This window comes from Pseudomonas sp. G7(2022) (genome assembly GCF_052660475.1).
In genome coordinates this window covers 5,023,315-5,039,336 of sequence record NZ_CP109659.1, presented here as the reverse complement: position 1 = coordinate 5,039,336, position 16,022 = coordinate 5,023,315, and the positions used below count along the sequence as shown (strand labels likewise).

General features: G+C 60.7%; 9 protein-coding genes and 1 pseudogene. 4 read left to right on the top strand and 6 right to left on the bottom strand.

The window, feature by feature from the left end:
• Positions 1 to 170: 170 nt before the first annotated feature.
• Positions 171 to 3,311, bottom strand: a complete 3,141-nt coding sequence (locus NE357_RS23035; RefSeq protein WP_169431748.1) for a transglycosylase domain-containing protein — start codon at positions 3,309 to 3,311, stop codon at positions 171 to 173.
• A gap of 496 nt (positions 3,312 to 3,807) precedes the next feature.
• Here NE357_RS23035 and NE357_RS23030 point away from each other — a divergent pair, with 496 nt between their 5' ends.
• Together NE357_RS23030 and NE357_RS23025 are read left to right on the top strand one after the other, a co-directional pair.
• Positions 3,808 to 5,229 (top strand): amino acid permease, encoded by a 1,422-nt coding sequence (locus NE357_RS23030; protein ID WP_169431747.1) that lies wholly within the window; start codon positions 3,808 to 3,810, stop codon positions 5,227 to 5,229.
• A gap of 172 nt (positions 5,230 to 5,401) precedes the next feature.
• Positions 5,402 to 6,907, top strand: coding sequence for a glucosyltransferase domain-containing protein (locus NE357_RS23025; protein WP_169431746.1), 1,506 nt, complete (start codon positions 5,402 to 5,404; stop codon positions 6,905 to 6,907).
• Positions 6,908 to 6,918: 11 nt separating this feature from the next.
• Here NE357_RS23025 and NE357_RS23020 read toward each other — a convergent pair whose 3' ends face one another.
• Complete coding sequence (locus NE357_RS23020) at positions 6,919 to 8,538, bottom strand: FMN-binding glutamate synthase family protein (RefSeq protein WP_169431745.1); 1,620 nt, start codon at positions 8,536 to 8,538, stop codon at positions 6,919 to 6,921.
• A 35-nt stretch (positions 8,539 to 8,573) separates the two neighbouring features.
• On the bottom strand, positions 8,574 to 9,374 hold the full coding sequence (locus NE357_RS23015) for a helix-turn-helix transcriptional regulator (protein ID WP_169431744.1): 801 nt from the start codon (positions 9,372 to 9,374) through the stop codon (positions 8,574 to 8,576).
• A gap of 125 nt (positions 9,375 to 9,499) precedes the next feature.
• Here NE357_RS23015 and NE357_RS23010 point away from each other — a divergent pair, with 125 nt between their 5' ends.
• A complete protein-coding gene (locus NE357_RS23010) occupies positions 9,500 to 10,321 on the top strand; it encodes a carbon-nitrogen hydrolase family protein (RefSeq protein ID WP_169431743.1) in 822 nt (273 codons plus the stop codon).
• A 207-nt stretch (positions 10,322 to 10,528) separates the two neighbouring features.
• A pseudogene (locus NE357_RS23005) lies at positions 10,529 to 11,853 on the top strand (APC family permease).
• A gap of 2 nt (positions 11,854 to 11,855) precedes the next feature.
• Here NE357_RS23005 and NE357_RS23000 read toward each other — a convergent pair.
• Genes NE357_RS23000 through NE357_RS22990 form a run of 3 tightly spaced genes read right to left on the bottom strand, consistent with a single transcriptional unit; the run spans position 11,856 to position 15,993 of the window.
• On the bottom strand, positions 11,856 to 13,259 hold the full coding sequence (locus NE357_RS23000; RefSeq protein ID WP_169431741.1) for an ATP-binding protein: 1,404 nt from the start codon (positions 13,257 to 13,259) through the stop codon (positions 11,856 to 11,858).
• Entirely contained in the window at positions 13,256 to 15,070 is a 1,815-nt protein-coding gene (locus NE357_RS22995; protein WP_169432694.1) for a DAHL domain-containing protein, read from the bottom strand. Before NE357_RS22995 ends, NE357_RS23000 begins: the two co-directional genes overlap by 4 nt.
• Positions 15,070 to 15,993 carry a cytochrome-c peroxidase gene (locus NE357_RS22990; protein WP_243433390.1) on the bottom strand — a complete coding sequence of 308 codons (924 nt, stop codon included), beginning with the start codon at positions 15,991 to 15,993 and terminating at the stop codon, positions 15,070 to 15,072. Before NE357_RS22990 ends, NE357_RS22995 begins: the two co-directional genes overlap by 1 nt.
• Positions 15,994 to 16,022: the final 29 nt, after the last annotated feature.

Genomic DNA, 16,022 nt, shown 5'->3' with positions numbered 1-16,022 from the left:
AATGTTGCCCTTTATATGTGGATGTTGCAGTCATTGTGCAGGCCTTGAATAAGTAAAGAGTTCTCAGCCTAACGTTCAAAGTCCTGATTAATTAGTTTAAAAGCCTGCTGTCTCGGTGTCGGATTAATACGTTAATGATTGAATATTGAAATGCATAAAACACATAACTACTACCCGGCATCGGCTTCAAATGAAGCGGATGCCACAGTAGGTGTCTGCGGTGCAAGGCACTGTGAATCACTGCCCGGCTGCAAGTACGGCATCAGAATCGGCGCCATGCCCTTGAGCACCTGCACCGGCAGGGCCGAGGTGAACTTGAAGTTCTCCGCCGAGCGCCCCGGCACGAATGCGGTGAGCGTGCCGAAATGGTGGTCGCCGATGTAGAACACGAAGGTCGCCGTACGGTTGATCGACTTGGAGCTCAAAATGCGTCCGCCGGAACCGATGGCTTCGATGCGGTTGTCACCGGTACCGGTCTTGCCGCCCATGGTCAGCGGTGTTCCATCGTTCAGTTTGAAACTGCCGGAAACACGTTTGGCCGTCCCCGAGTCCACCACTTGCGAAAGCGCTTCACGCATCGCCGTGGCGACTTCGGACGGCATCACCCGTTTGCCGACGTGAGGGTCATTGACCAGTTTGGTTTCGTAAGGCGTGCCGGCGGCGAAGTGCAGGCTGTCGATGCGCAAGGTCGGCATGCGAACACCGTCGTTGAGGATGGTGCCGATCAACTCCGCCAGCGCGGCGGGACGATCACCGGAACTGCCGATGGCGGTGGCCAGCGACGGCACCAGGTGATCGAACGGATAGCCGACTTTCTGCCAGCGCTGATGGATGTCGAGGAACGCCTCGATTTCCAGCATGGTGCGGATCCGGCTGTCGCGGGCGCCCTTGTGCTTGCTCTTGAACAGCCAGCTGTAGACTTCCTGACGTTCGAACTGACTGGCCTTGACGATCTGGCTCCAGGTCGCGTCCGGGTGGTTGAGCAGGTAGCCGATCAGCCACAGGTCCAGCGGGTGGACCTTGGCGATGAAGCCCTGATCCGGCAGGTCATAGGTGCCGGGCCCGTAGGCCAGATAGAGCCGTTCCAGGCGTTCGTCGGTGAGTTTTTCGGTAATTTTTACGCCCTTGAGGTGCGAGCGCACAAAGGTGTTGAAGTCTTCCTGACTGGCGTTGGGCAGCAGGTAACGGTGCACGGCGGCCATGCGGATCGGGGTCGGGCGCATGCTGTCGAGGAAGGTATCGAGGCGGGCCTGGGTGTCCTTGTTCCGGTACTTTTTCCAGAACTTGAGCAGGAACGAAGTGCCTTCGCGGTCGGCGAACGAGGCGAGGTATTCCTGACGCCGCGGGTCGCGATCGTCCTTGAGCAGCTCGGCGCTGTTGTTGGGGCCGGAGTAGGTGGTGTAGCGAACCAGATCGCGCATCAGGCGAATGAACGGCAGGTTGATCGACTCGCGCAGAGCATCGCGCAGGGTCGGCATGCGGCCGTTGTCTTCCTTGCGAAAGTTGTGGAACACATGCAGCCCGCCGCCGGTGAAAAACGCCTCGCCGGGGCTGGCGGAATATTTGCGGTCGAGGGCTGCGCCGAGCATCTTCGACAGGTCGTGATCCTTGTTCTGGATCAGGTAATCGATCACCCACCGGGTCAGGCGGTCCTGATCCGGTACGTCCACTTTCTTCAGCTCCGGCACGGTCATGGCGCCGTACTTGTCATGCAGCTCAGAGATGATTTGCAGGTAGGTGGTCAGCACCCGCATCTTGGCGGTGGAGCCCAGTTCCAGCTTGCTGCCCTCGTTGATGTCGAACGGCTGGTCGGTGCTGTCGGTCTGCACCCGCACCCGCGAACCGTCCGGTGTCAGCTCGAACAGGGTGAAGCTGTAGCGCACTTGCGTGGTGCTGGTGGGCGTCAGCAGACGTTCGCCGAGCAGGCCGATTTCGGCGGCGTAGGCGGGGTCGGCGAGTTTTTTCAGGTAGGCGGTGGCCTGGGTTTGCAGCTCGCCTTGCAGGGTGCTGGTGGCCGAGAGGTCGAGGCGGTCGAGATCGTAGAGCGGACGATTGAGCATCGAGGCCAACCGGCTGCGGGCGACGCTGATGCCTTTGTTGGTCTCGATCGGCTGGATGGTCGGCTGGGTCTGCCAGTCGCGGTAAGTGACCTTGCTGGCCAGGGCGGCATCGGCCAGCGCGTTGTCGATCACGCCGTTCTGCTTGAGCAGCCGCAGGTGGCTGTCGGTGAGGTCGGCCAGCTCTTCCCGGCCCTTGGTCAGGTAATGCGAAGGGCGACGCTGGGCGATCATCAGCGAGAGCATTTCGCGCAGGGCCAGGCCCTTGTCGGCCATGGCCTTCGGATCGGTCGCGGTGCTCGCCAGTTTTGCGTTGGCTTCGTTGAAGTCGGCGCCGTACCAGACCCGCAAACCTTCGGCCATACCGTGGACTTCACCATGCCCCGGCACCGCTGACAACGGCACGCTGTTGAGGTAATCACGAATGATGTTGCGCCGTGCCGACAAGGTGTCAGGGCCGGCCTGATAGGCTCGCACGCTGGCGGAAATCATCTGGCGGATTTTCTCGGCGCCGCTCACCGTCCGTCCGTCAGGCGAGTGGCGATACTTTTCCAGTTGCGTGGCCAGGGTGCTGCCGCCGGCCGACTGTCCCGGCAAGTGCAATAACTTGGCGACCTGCGACCACGCGGCCATGCCGAAGCGCGGCCAGTCCACTGCCGGGTTGGCCAGCGGTTGTTGGGGGTCTAGCAGAAAGCGGTTTTCGATGAACAGCAGGCTGTTGACCACCACCGGCGGGATCGACTCGAAACTCGAATACAGCTGCTGTGGATAGTTGTACTGATACAGCGGCGCGGCGCGGCAATCGGTGATCGACAGCCCGGCCTGGATTTTCTCGGAGTAGGGCACGAACAGGCCCTTGTCGGTATAGCCGAGCAGCGCTGGCGAGAAGCGCGTCTGTTCGGTGATCACGTAGTTGCGCTTGAGCAGCCGAGGCAGAAACTCATCCAGCGAGCTGTAACCCAGACGCAGATCGAAAGGCCCGTTGCCCGGATAACGAATGGCTTCGCTGGGCCCCGGTTGCAGTTCATAGGTCAATTTGGCGGCGTACTGGCTGACCTCGCGGGATTGAAAACGCGAGGTGCGCATTTCCTTCATCGCGGCCAGGCCCACCACAATCGCAATGATCACCAGCAACAGCCAGAAAGCCTTCCACCCATGCCGGTTGCGACGGGGTTTCTCAGGGACAGGCGCTTCATCCACACGTTCAGTCGGAACCACTTTTTCACTCGAATCGGTTTGCCACAAAGCGCCCATAGTCGATTGATCCATTCACGCAGATTGATCGGACTTGACTGAAGCTTAGTCGGTGGTTGGCGCGGGTGAAAAAATTGTGAAGCCTGGACCCTGAACAAATCTGCGCGGCGGGCAATCCGGCAGCGACGGGTGTGCAGGTCCTGGAAAAGGGCGGAACAGAGCGGTTCTCGGGTAAATACGACTTGGGTAGGGGCATGACGATGCACCATTGCTGTGCAATACTCGGCGCCCATTTCGGCAGTGAATAATCCGGTTTTTTCAGGAGTGTTTGTCTCGAAATGCCGATTTATAACGATGCTTGTCGCTGAATATGTCGGTTTTTAGAGTGAAATTTCCTGCGGGAAGCTTTTTATACTGCCAGCCCCTCTGATCCTCAGGCCCGAACCTGCAGGACGCGTCCGCCCACGAGGCCGGCGCGGTGTCGGGAAGCCATGGCTTATCGGCCGACGCTTCGACACTCGGTGGTCTATCCAATAACAAGACGAGGAAGTCCCCCATGCCAGTCGGCAATCACCCGCCCCATGGCGAGACCGCTAACGGCGGTCCACTCAAACGCGAACTTGGTGAACGGCACATTCGCCTGATGGCGCTCGGCGCCTGTATCGGTGTCGGTCTGTTTCTCGGTTCGGCCAAGGCCATCGAAATGGCCGGCCCGGCAATCATGCTGTCTTACATCATCGGTGGTCTGGCGATCCTGGTGATCATGCGCGCCCTCGGCGAAATGGCCGTACACAACCCGGTGGCCGGCTCCTTCAGCCGTTACGCACAGGATTACCTCGGCCCGCTGGCGGGTTTTCTGACCGGCTGGAACTACTGGTTCCTGTGGCTGGTGACCTGCGTCGCCGAGATCACGGCGGTGGCGGTGTACATGGGCATCTGGTTTCCCGATGTCCCGCGCTGGATCTGGGCGCTGGCGGCGCTGGTCAGCATGGGCTCGATCAACCTGATCGCGGTGAAGGCCTTCGGTGAGTTCGAGTTCTGGTTCGCCCTGATCAAAATCGTCACCATCATCGCCATGGTGCTGGGCGGCATCGGCATCATCGCCTTCGGTTTCGGCAACGACGGTGTGGCGCTGGGGATTTCCAACCTGTGGGCCCACGGCGGCTTCATGCCCAACGGCGTGACGGGCGTGTTGATGTCGCTGCAGATGGTGATGTTCGCTTATCTGGGTGTGGAAATGATCGGTCTGACCGCCGGTGAAGCGAAGAACCCGCAGAAGACCATCCCCAATGCAATCGGCTCGGTGTTCTGGCGGATCCTGCTGTTCTACGTCGGCGCGCTGTTCGTGATCCTGTCGATCTACCCGTGGAATGAAATCGGCACCCAGGGCAGTCCGTTCGTGATGACCTTCGAGCGTCTGGGCATCAAGACCGCCGCCGGCATCATCAACTTCGTGGTGATTACCGCTGCGCTGTCGTCGTGCAATGGCGGCATCTTCAGCACCGGGCGCATGCTCTACAGCCTGGCGCAGAACGGCCAGGCGCCGGCCGGTTTCGCTCGCACCTCGAGCAACGGCGTGCCGCGTCGGGCGTTGCTGCTGTCGATCTTCGCGCTGTTGCTGGGCGTGCTGCTCAACTATCTGGTTCCGGAAAAAGTCTTCGTCTGGGTGACCTCGATTGCCACCTTCGGCGCAATCTGGACCTGGGTGATGATCCTGCTGGCGCAGTTGAAATTCCGCAAAGGCCTGAGCGCCAGCGAACGGGCCGGCCTGAAGTACAAAATGTGGCTGTTCCCGGTCAGCTCCTATCTGGCGCTGGCGTTCCTGGTGCTGGTGGTGGGGCTGATGGCGTACTTCCCGGATACCCGTGTGGCGCTGTATGTGGGCCCGGCGTTCCTGGTGCTGCTGACGGTGTTGTTCTACGTGTTCAAGCTGCAGCCGAACGATGCGTCACAGGGCGCGGTGCGTTCGGCGTCCTAAAACGTCAGCGCTGAAACCTGAAAGCCCCGGCCGATAGGCCGGGGCTTTTTTGTTGGAGGCACGGTTGAGGCCGCTTGTCTGAAAGCGTTGCAAAAAACGACCTCTGACCTCGTGCCATGTTCCAAGCTTTATAGACGCAGTTTCCCGCGCAGCAGTGCACAGAGGCGCCGGTATGAGGATCAGCGATTTTCTCGTACGAGAACTCGGCCGCCGTCAGGTCGTGCTGTTTTTCCTGCTCGCCACGACGCTGTACATCCTGCCGCTGATCCTCGCCGACTTCCCCTACATCGATGACAACTGGCGCACCCTGGCTGCCGGCAATGTGTGGGCCGGGCAGGGACGCTTGTTCATGGATTGGCTATATAAAGCGCTGACTTTCACGGGCGCTGCGCCGAACATTTTTCCACTGCCGCTGTTACTCGCCACGCTGGCCATGTCACTGGCTCTGACCCGACTGACCTTTCACTATTTTCCAGAGCCGACGCTTGCCTGTTGTCTGGTTCCGTTGCCGCTCTGGTACAACCCGTTCCTGTTGCAGAACCTGTCCTACCAATACGACGGGGCCGGCATGGCCCTGAGTCTGGTCGCGGTGATTTACGCGATCACGTTTGGCGGTACTTCGCGAATACAGCGATGGCTGGTCCCTTCGGTGCTGCTGGCGCTGGCGATCGGGCTGTATCAGATCAGCCTCAATGTGTTTCTTGGACTGTGTTGTGTGGAGTTGCTCAGGCATGTTCACGCGCGAGTGCCATGGGATGAGCTCTGGCGCCAATCAGGCTGGCGGCTGGCGCAACTGGTGCTGGGCGTGTCGATCTACGCGGTCACGGCCTATCCGTTCACGGATTCCACACGCACCGAATTGCTCAACCTCAGTGCTGATCCACTGCTGCAGATCAGCATCAATTTTGGCCGGGTCATGGAGAAGGTGGCGCTGCTGTTTCACAGTGGCTACACAGCAGTGTTCGTCGTATTACTTCTGTGCGCATTGTTCGGTGGTGTACGGATGGGACGGCAAATTCGCCTGCGCCAGGAACCACCCGCAAAGGGCCTGCTCCTGAGCGTTGGCTGCCTTCTGACTTTGCCGCTGATTGTGTTGCTGGTGCCGGGGATGACGCTGTTGTTTCGCGATTTCAACGAAGGTGCCCGAACTCTGATGGGGTTTGGCGTACTGCTGATGATGCTGTTCTATCTGGCCTGTATCGGATTGAAGTCGCTGCACTCGCGGCTGCCCCTGTTGTTGGCAATTCCGCTTCTGGCCACGCTGTCGCTGTCCTTCGCGTACGGGCGGGTGCTGACGATGGAAAAAACCTTCGCCAGCAGTGCTCTCAACAGCCTGAGCCACGACATTTCATCCCATCGCGAACTGCGCGAAGCCAAACGGATTTATATCTCGGTGACGTACTCCGACCGCTGGCTGGCGGGGGCGGTGGGTACGTTCAAACAGTTGCCGGTGCTGCAATATCTGCTGAACATCGATTACTTCATGCTCGCCGAAAATCTGCCTTCGGCCGGCATCACCAACGTGGTCGCCGAGCGGGAGCGGCGCAACGCGACCCGCGTCGGTCTGATGGGCTATCCACCCTTAGTGGACAGCCTCTATTACCGGCTTTACCTGATTGGCGACTACGGCTTCATCGTGATGAAGGAGCCGCCCCACGGCCGCTTGCTGCAATGGTGACCGTTCAGAGTCTAGGCCGCCGCGATTTCCTGCGGCTCAAAACTGTCCGCCCGCGCCATCTGCCACATCCGCGAATAGAACTCGCCGTTCACTTCCCCGGTGAGCAATTCCCCAGGTTTCAAAAACACATGCAGTTGCGAGAACAGTTTGATTTCAGTCGCCGACATGCGCCGTACCAAGTGCTTGGCCGACAGTTGCGACGGATGATCGAGGCCGGCGGCGGCGAGCATTTCCGCCAGCGCCTTCAACGTGTTGCGATGGAAGTTGTAGACCCGCTGGGCCTTGTCCGGCACCACCAGCGCGCGCTGGCGGAGGTTGTCCTGGGTGGCGACGCCGGTCGGGCATTTGTTGGTGTGGCAGCTTTGCGACTGGATGCAGCCGATGGCGAACATGAAACCGCGCGCCGAGTTGGCCCAGTCGGCGCCGATGGCCAGCACGCTGGCGATGTCGAAGGCACTGACGATCTTGCCGCTGGCGCCGAGCTTGATCTTGTCCCGCAGGTTCAGGCCGACCAGCGTGTTGTGTACGAACAGCAGACCTTCGCGCATCGGTACGCCGATGTGGTCGGTGAATTCCACCGGCGCGGCGCCGGTGCCGCCTTCCTTGCCGTCGACCACGATGAAGTCCGGCAGGATCCCGGTTTCGAGCATGGCTTTGGCGATGCCCATGAACTCCCATGGATGACCGAGGCAGAACTTGAAGCCCACCGGTTTGCCGCCAGACAGTTCACGCAGTTGCTGGATGAAATGCATCATCTCGATCGGCGTGGAGAACGCGCTGTGGCGGGACGGTGAAATGCAGTCTTCGCCCATCAGGATGCCGCGGGTGTCGGCGATTTCCTGGGTCACCTTGTGCTTGGGCAGAATCCCGCCGTGGCCGGGTTTGGCGCCCTGGCTCATCTTGATTTCGATCATCCGCACTTGTGGGGTCTGTGCCTGGGCGGCGAAGCGTTCCGGGTCGAAGCGGCCGTCGCTGGTGCGGCAACCGAAATAGCCGCTGCCCAGCTCCCAAGTCAGGTCGCCGCCGTGTTCGCGGTGATACGGGCTGATGCTGCCTTCGCCGGTGTCGTGGGCGAAGTTGCCGAGTTTCGCACCCTGGTTCAGCGCACGGATCGCGTTGGCACTGAGGGAGCCAAAACTCATGGCCGAGATGTTGAACACCGACGCCGAATACGGCTGGGTACACTGCGGGCCACCGACGGTAACGCGAAAGCTGCTCGGGTCGCTCAACGGCGCCGGGCGCATCGAGTGGCCGATGAATTCGAAACCGGATTGGTAGACGTCGATCAAGGTGCCGAACGGTTTGTCGGCGCTTTCATTCTTGGCTCGCGAGTACACCAGCGAACGCTGGGCGCGGGAGAAGGGCAGGGCGTCGCTGTCGGATTCCAGCAGGTACTGGCGGATCTCCGGGCGGATGCCTTCGACCAGGTAACGGATGTTGCCCAGGATCGGGTAGTTGCGGCGCACCGCGTGGGGGCTTTGCATCAGGTCGAACAGACCCAGCAGGCTCAACACGCCGGTAACGGCAGTGATCGGCCACAGCCAGTCGTGTTCGAGAAAGGGCAGGCTGGCGAGGGTGAAAATCACGCAGACGGCAAAGAAGGCGTAGCGGCTCAGAAGTGACAGGCTCATACGGTTTCCTTGGTTCGGACGGTTTTTTGCGGCAGTCAGGCGTTCTGCGCCTGCAGAAAGATCGAAAACAGCTCCGACTGGGATTTGATCCCCAGCTTGCTGTACATGTGTTTCTTATGGACTTTCACGGTTTCAACAGAGATTTCCAGCTTACGGGCGATTTCTTTACTGGAGCAACCGCTGAGCATCAAACGCCCGACATCCAGTTCCCGGGCGGTCAGTTGCGCGCCCTTGAGTTGCTGCACCGACGCTTCGAGCTGCACCCGCCAGTCCGGTTGCGCAGGCGCCGGTGCCAATGCCAGGGTTTCATTGATTTCGTAGGGCAGGCGCTGGCGCAACAGGCCGAGCACCCACGGCTGGATCAGCGACAGCAAGGCAATCTGCTCGCCGCTGAAGCGCTGCTGGCTGCCCAGTGACAGGCACAGCGTGCGGTCGCCTTCGAGCTGGCAATTGAACTGGATTTCGTCGGCCACCACATTCAGACGAAAGTATCGCTGGTAATACTCGGTCAATTCGAAGTGCTCCGGTGCGACCTCCGAAAGGCGATACAACCCGGTGCGCGATTGCTCGCGGCAGGCGATGTAGAACGGGTCGAGCAGGTACAACCCGCGCAGGTAATCCTGGAACAACTGGTCGGGACTGCCGTCGGCGCCGGGGCATTCGGCGAACACCTGCGGATGGCGGTCGGCGCTGAACAGCAGCGCCACCCAGCTATCGAACGTGACGTACTGGTCGAGCAGGCGCACCAGTTGCGCCCAGAAATTCGGCTTGTCGAGGGCGTCGATCAACTGCCCGACGGCGCGGTGCCAGGTGATGTCGTCAAACGAAACAGTCATGCCTCTACCCCTATCGGGTTACCCCGGCCGCGTAATTCCCTGGCCGGTCGAATGCGAAGCATACTGGCCCACAGACAGTCGCCGGGCAATCTTTCGGCACCCGGCGCTCATAACAAGGACTCCCCATGAAAGTCGAACTCGCCCAACTGGCGGGCCGTGACAAAGACACGGCGTACAACCTCGAACGCGCACTCGCGGCGATTGCGGCCTGCGCCGCCGACACGCAACTGATCGTGTTCCCCGAGACTCACCTGATGGGCTTCCCGACTGCCGACACTGTGGCGCAGATCGCCGAGCCGCTGGACGGCCCGACCGTCAGCGCCGTGCAGGCTGCCGCCCGTGAACGCAACCTCGCCGTGGTGATCGGCATGGCCGAGAACGACAACGGCCGCTTCTACAACACCACGCTGCTGATTACTCCGGAAGGCATCGCCCTGAAATACCGCAAGACCCACCTCTGGGCGTCGGACCGCGGCGTGTTCGAGGCCGGCGACCGTTACGCCACGTGCCTGTGGAACGGTGTTCGGGTCGGTTTGCTGATCTGCTACGACATCGAGTTTCCGGAATCGGCCCGGGCCCTGGCGCAACTGGGCGCCGAATTGCTGATCGTGACCAACGGCAACATGGACCCGTACGGCCCGACCCACCGCACCGCGATCATGGCCCGGGCTCAGGAAAACCAGGCGTTTGCGCTGATGGTCAACCGTGTGGAAACCGGGGATGACGGGTTGATGTTTGCCGGCGGCAGTGCGCTGGTGGATCCGCTGGGCACGCTGCTGTTCGAGGCCGGGCGTGAGGAGGGGCGGTTCAGTGTGGAGCTGGATTTCGCTCAGCTGGAGCTGGCGCGCAAGGATTACCGGTATCTGGATGATCAGCGGTTGAGGTTGCCGGGGGAGGTGGTTGAACACGCTTCTGGTCTGCGGGAGTTCCTGATCCCTTCGCGATGATCCGACGTCTTTGTCGATCGGGTCGACGCCATCGCGAGCAGGCTCGCTCCCACAGGGGGACGCGGTCACTGTGGGAGCGAGCCTGCTCGCGATGGGGCCCTGACAGACAACACATCTGTTTGACTCAAGAACAACAACGCAACACACGAAACATTCGCCGAACTCGGCCTCTGCCATAAATCCAATAAAATCCGGAGTAAGTCGCCCATGGCTCGTTTGCAACGCACCCTTTCGCTGGGGTCGGTGGTGCTGTTCGGCATCGCCTACATGACGCCGATCATTGTCCTCGGCACGTTCGGCATCCTCGCCCAGTCCACCGCCGGCATGGTGCCGGCGGCGTATCTGGCGGCGCTGGTGGCGATGTTTTTCACCGCCATGAGCTACGGGCGCATGGCCGCCGCGTTCCCGGTGGCCGGCTCGGCTTACAGCTATGTGCGCAAGTCCATCAGCCCGAAACTCGGCTTCATCGCCGGTTGGGCGGTGCTGCTCGATTATCTGTTTCTGCCGATGGCGATCTGGCTGATCGGCGCCGCGTACCTCGCTTCGGCCTTCCCTCGATCCCGCAGTGGATCTGGGTGCTGGCGTTCATTGGCATCACCAGCGCCATCAACGTCATCGGCCTGAAGCTCGCCAACGGCATCAACGCCTTGCTGATGCTGGTGCAATTTCTGGTGCTGGTCGCCTTTGTCGCGCTGTGCGTGCACTACGTCGGTGGCGATGCCAGCACGCCGCTGTGGTCGATCAAACCGTTCTTCAATGGCGACATGCAGATGCCGCTGATCATGAGCGGGGCCGCCATCGCCTGCTACTCGTTCCTCGGTTTCGACGCTGTCAGCACCCTCACCGAAGAAACCCGTGATCCACGCCGCACCATCCCTCGGGCAATCATGTTGATCACCCTGATCGGAGGGCTGATTTTCGTCGGTGTATCGTACTTCGTGCAGATCGCCCACCCGTCGTTCCAGTTCGACAGCGTCGACTCGGCGGCCTACGAGATTGCGCGCAACATCGGTGGCGACCTGTTCGTGTCGATCTTCCTCATCGGCCTGATCGTCGGTCAGTTCGCCTCGGGACTGTCCGCCCAGGCCAGCGGTTCGCGACTGTTGTTCGCAATGGGGCGTGACGGTGTGTTGCCCAAGTCGTTTTTCGGCACCTTGCACGAGCGCTTCGGCACGCCGGTCAACAGCATCCTGCTTTGCGCCGTGGTGGCCTTGCTCGCATTGAAACTCGATGTGACCACCTCGACCTCGTTCATCAACTTCGGTGCTTTCCTGGCGTTCAGCCTGGTCAACCTGTCAGTGATCTTCCATTACTGGATTGGCGGCGAGAAGAAAGGCCCGCGCGAGCTGCTTCTGTTTCTGGTCTTCCCGTTCATCGGCCTGGTCGCGGACTTGTGGCTGATGGTGAGCCTCGATCACCTGGCGGTGTATCTGGGCCTGAGCTGGCTGGCGATTGGTGTGGTGTATCTGGCGGTGCTGACCGGCGGTTTCCGACGCCAGCCACCGGAGATGGATTTCCAGGAGGCGACCTGACCTCAGGCCGCAGGCCGGGTCTGGCGCAACGGCAATTGCACGCGAAACGTCGTGCCGGCGCCCAGGGTGCTGCTGACTGAAATGTCCCCGCCGTGCTTTTTCACGATGCCGTAGGACAGGGACAGACCCAGGCCTGTCCCTTGGCCTACCGGTTTGGTGGTGAAGAACGGATCGAAGATTTTCTGCAGGGTCTCGGGGGCGATGCCCGAACCGGTGTCGGCCACTTCGATGATTGCCGTTTCGCCCTGCACCCCGGTGCGCAGGGTGATGGTGCCGCGCTCCGGACCCATGGCCTGCGCCGCGTTGACCACCAGGTTCATGATCACCTGATTGATTTGCGAGGGCAGGCATTCGATGTCCGGCAGATCCTGGTATTCCTTGATCACATCGGCCTTGTACTTGAGCTCGCCGGCAACGATGTTCAGAGTCGATTCGATGCCCTGTTGCAGATTGGCCCACTGCCATTCCTGATGGCTGTCGACCCGGGAGAAATCCTTGAGATCCCGGACGATCTGTCCGACGCGGCCGATGCCTTCCTTGGATTCCCGGATCAGCGTCGGGATGTCTTCCAGCAGATAGTCCAGTTCCAGGTGCTCGCGCAATTGCTGCAACTGCGCGGCGGCTTCGGCGGGCAATTCCTGCCCGGCGCTGTGATAGGCGCCGAGCATGGCCAGCAGTTGCTGGAAGTAACCGTCGAGGGTGCCGAGGTTGGAGGAAACGAAGCCGATCGGGTTGTTGATTTCGTGAGCGACCCCGGCGGCCAGTTGCCCCAGCGAGGCGAGCTTTTCCGACTGCACCAGCTGGCCTTCCAGTTGCTTGCGTTCATCGATCTCCCGCTGCAAGGCTTCGCTGGCCTGCTTGAACTGAGCGGTGCGCTGGTCCACCAGGTGTTCCAGGTGATGCATTTGCAGCGAGGCGCGTTCGGTCATCTGCCATTTGGTCAGCAGGGTGTTGGCCATCTGCTGGACTTCGATGTTGTCGAAGGGCTTTTTCAGGATCAGCAGCCGGTCATGGGCGTGCAGGCGATCCAGCAGTTCGTCCCAGGAATAGTCGGAATAGGCGGTGCAGACCACCACCTGCAGTTGTGGATCCTGCAGCCACAATTGCTCGATGGTCTTTGCTCCGTCCCAGCCATCGGGCATGCGCATGTCGACAAAGGCCAGGGCGTACGGGCATTGCTCCTGCAAGGCCAGGTTGAGTTTGGCCAAACCTTCTTCGCCGCCATAGGCCGAGTCCAGTTCGAACATCGCCCGTCGGGGCTTGGCAGGGGCACCGAACAGGGCGGCTTCCATCTCGTCCAGTTCCGCCGACTGCGCCCGGTTCGGGGTGAGGATCTTGCGAAAGTCTTCATGGATCGACGGCATGTCGTCGATCAGCAGGATGCGGCGGTTTGACAGTTCGCTCATGCGTTCTCCGTTACCGTGATCAGCGGGATCTGCAAAGTGAACAGGGCGCCCTGGCCAGGCCCGTCGCTGTGGGCGGTGAGATGGCCGTTCATCTCGATGGCCGCCAGGGCGCAGCTGTGCAGACCGAAGCCGTGGCCGTCCTTGCGGGTGGTGAAGCCGTGGGCAAAGATCCGCGTCATGTTCTCCGGTGCTATGCCCTCGCCATCGTCCCTGACGCTGATCTCCAGAAAGCCGTCATCGACGATCTTCACCCCCAGGGTCATGGTCCGCGGGCGGTTGCTGAGATCGGACATCGCGTACTTGGCGTTGCTGATCAGGTTGATCAGGATCAGCAGCAGACGGTGCTTGTCGCCCATCACCTGGGGCACGTCGCCGTATTCCTTGACCACCGTGACGTGATGTCGGGTGAGCGCCCCGGCATTCATGCGCAGGGCGTCTTCGAGCAGTTCGTTGATGTACAGCGGCTCGGTCATGCTGTTGGCCCCGGCATAGGATTGCTGGGTGGCGACGATGTCCTTGATGTGATCGACGCTCTTGTTCATCTGGGTCAGTTCGTCGGCCATTTCCTGCTGTTCCTGGGCGATGGCGCCCACCAGTTGGTTGAGGTAGCCGGGCAGCAGCTTGCCCTTGGCGTCCTCGGTCAGAAACGACCCGAGGTCGTCGGGGTGTTCGTTGATCAGCTGCATCGCCTTGCCGAGTCCCAAGGCCTTGCTGCTGCGCAGTTTCCGCGAGATCAGGTCGGAGGAAATGTTCACGCTGTTGAGCACGTTGCCGACGTTGTGCAACACGTTGGTGGCGATTTCCGCCATGCCGGCCTGGCGTGCGGCGTCGAGCAGTTCGCTCTGCACGTTCTTCAGTTCGCGGGTCCGTTCGTCGACCCGTTGTTCGAGCACATCGTTGGCCGTTTGCAGGGCCGCGTTGACCCGGTTGATCTCGGCAAAACTGCGGATCAGGCGGATGGCCAGCCACAGCAGCGACAACATCAGCAGGACAGAAAACAGCAGCAGGTAGAAATGGTATTTCTGGTCGGTTCGTTCGGCCTGTTGCTGATCCAGGTCGAGCATGTTGGTGATGGTGTCCAGACGCTCGTCCACGGGAATTGCCTCGATCTGATCGAGCAGGCGGTTGACGATCGGTTGCTCGCGCAGGATCAGGGCGATGTGATTGCTGAGGATCCTGATCGGGGTTTGAAAAACCGCCGGCAGACGTTGTGCGTTCACCGCCAGTTTGTTCAGGCCCACCTCGATGTCGGAGGCCTTGTCGGCGGAGGCGACCTGGGCAAATTCCAGTGCACTGAGCAACAGGTCATAGGTGTCGGTGACGATGTTCTGCAATTGAATCTTGTCGAGGTCGGACAGATTGGCCAGTTGTGCCTGAATGTCATCCTCGGCACTGGGCAGAAAAGCCAGGGAGTTGCGCAACAGCGCGTTGTGCGACTTGAACTGTTCCACCAGGCGGGCTTTTTCCTGCCAGGCGTCCAGGTAGCGTTCGTGGGCATCAGCCCATTGCGTGGATTCGTCCCGTCCATGCCCGGATTCCATGGATTCGAAACGTGCCCACAGGCGATTCATCTCGTTCATCGGCGAGATCAGCGGGTCGTAATTGTGGGTGATCGCCACCCGGGCCTTGAGGACTTCACTTTCCCACTGCGAATCCTGTTGCTTGATCTGACGGATCAGGTCCCGGGATTCGGTGTAGGTGGTGGTCTGCTCGGAACTGGACTTGAGGTACAGAAACACCAGGATCGAGGCCAGCAATACGGCGAGGAGGCTGAGCAACAGCAGGCTGCGCCGCCCCGAGACGGTTTTCATCATGGCTGACCCTCCCAGTGTCCGGTCAGGGTCTTGAGAAACTCAATGATCAGTGCCTTGTCTTGCTCGCTCGGCATGCGGCCCAACTGATACTGGAACATCACGTCCACGGCCCGTTCGAGGGTGGGCGCCGAACCGTCGTGGAAATACGGCGCGGTCAGTGCGACGTTGCGCAGGCTCGGCACCTTGAACACGGCCCGATCGTTTTCGTCACCAGTGACGTTGAACCGGCCCTGGTCGGCCACCGTCGGGTTGCCACGATCGGCGATGTAGTCACCGAACACCCCGAACTTCTGGTACATGTTGCCGCCTATGTTCACGCCCTGATGGCAGGCAATGCAGCCGTAGTCCTTGAAGCGCTGATAACCGTATTTCTCATCGAGGGTCAGGATGTCGGTGTTGCCCAGCAGGTACTGATCGAAGCGTGAGCCGGGTGTCAGCAGTGTGCGTTCGTAGCTCGTCAGGGCGTTCTGGATGTTGGCTTTCGTCACGGCATCCGGGTAGGCGGTGCTGAAAGACTGGCGATAGCCGGGGTCGTCGGCGATCCGTTGCACGACGGTGTTCCAGTCATTGCCCATTTCGTGGGGGCTGGTGATGACGACGTTGCTTTGCTCCTCCAGCGTCTCCACGCGACCGTCCCAGAACTGGCGGAAATTGAGGCTGGCGTTGAGCACGGTCGGGGTGTTGACCGCCACCGGTTGTCCATCGAAGCCCAGGGAAAGGGCCCGGCTGTCAGCGCCGTTCTTGTCCAGTTGATGACAACTGGCGCAGGACAGGCTGTTGTTCACCGACAGCCGTGGATCCTGGAAAAGCCGGCGACCCAGTTCGACGCGCTTCGGGTCCTGTTTCGCAATGTCAGGCAGCGGCTTCAGTGGCTCGTCCAGGGGCGCGGCTACGATATTGACGCCGGGAGCGAAAAGCATCAGGAACAAAACGCTGCGTGACGGGCATG

Coding starts and splice junctions, on each gene's coding strand:
- NE357_RS23010 (WP_169431743.1), top strand. CDS start 9,500: ATGAAAGTCGAACTCGCCCAACTGGCGGGCCGTGACAAAGACACGGCG.
- NE357_RS23000 (WP_169431741.1), bottom strand. CDS start 13,259: ATGAGCGAACTGTCAAACCGCCGCATCCTGCTGATCGACGACATGCCG.
- NE357_RS23025 (WP_169431746.1), top strand. CDS start 5,402: ATGAGGATCAGCGATTTTCTCGTACGAGAACTCGGCCGCCGTCAGGTC.
- NE357_RS23035 (WP_169431748.1), bottom strand. CDS start 3,311: ATGGGCGCTTTGTGGCAAACCGATTCGAGTGAAAAAGTGGTTCCGACT.
- NE357_RS23020 (WP_169431745.1), bottom strand. CDS start 8,538: ATGAGCCTGTCACTTCTGAGCCGCTACGCCTTCTTTGCCGTCTGCGTG.
- NE357_RS23015 (WP_169431744.1), bottom strand. CDS start 9,374: ATGACTGTTTCGTTTGACGACATCACCTGGCACCGCGCCGTCGGGCAG.
- NE357_RS22990 (WP_243433390.1), bottom strand. CDS start 15,993: ATGCTTTTCGCTCCCGGCGTCAATATCGTAGCCGCGCCCCTGGACGAG.
- NE357_RS22995 (WP_169432694.1), bottom strand. CDS start 15,070: ATGAAAACCGTCTCGGGGCGGCGCAGCCTGCTGTTGCTCAGCCTCCTC.
- NE357_RS23030 (WP_169431747.1), top strand. CDS start 3,808: ATGCCAGTCGGCAATCACCCGCCCCATGGCGAGACCGCTAACGGCGGT.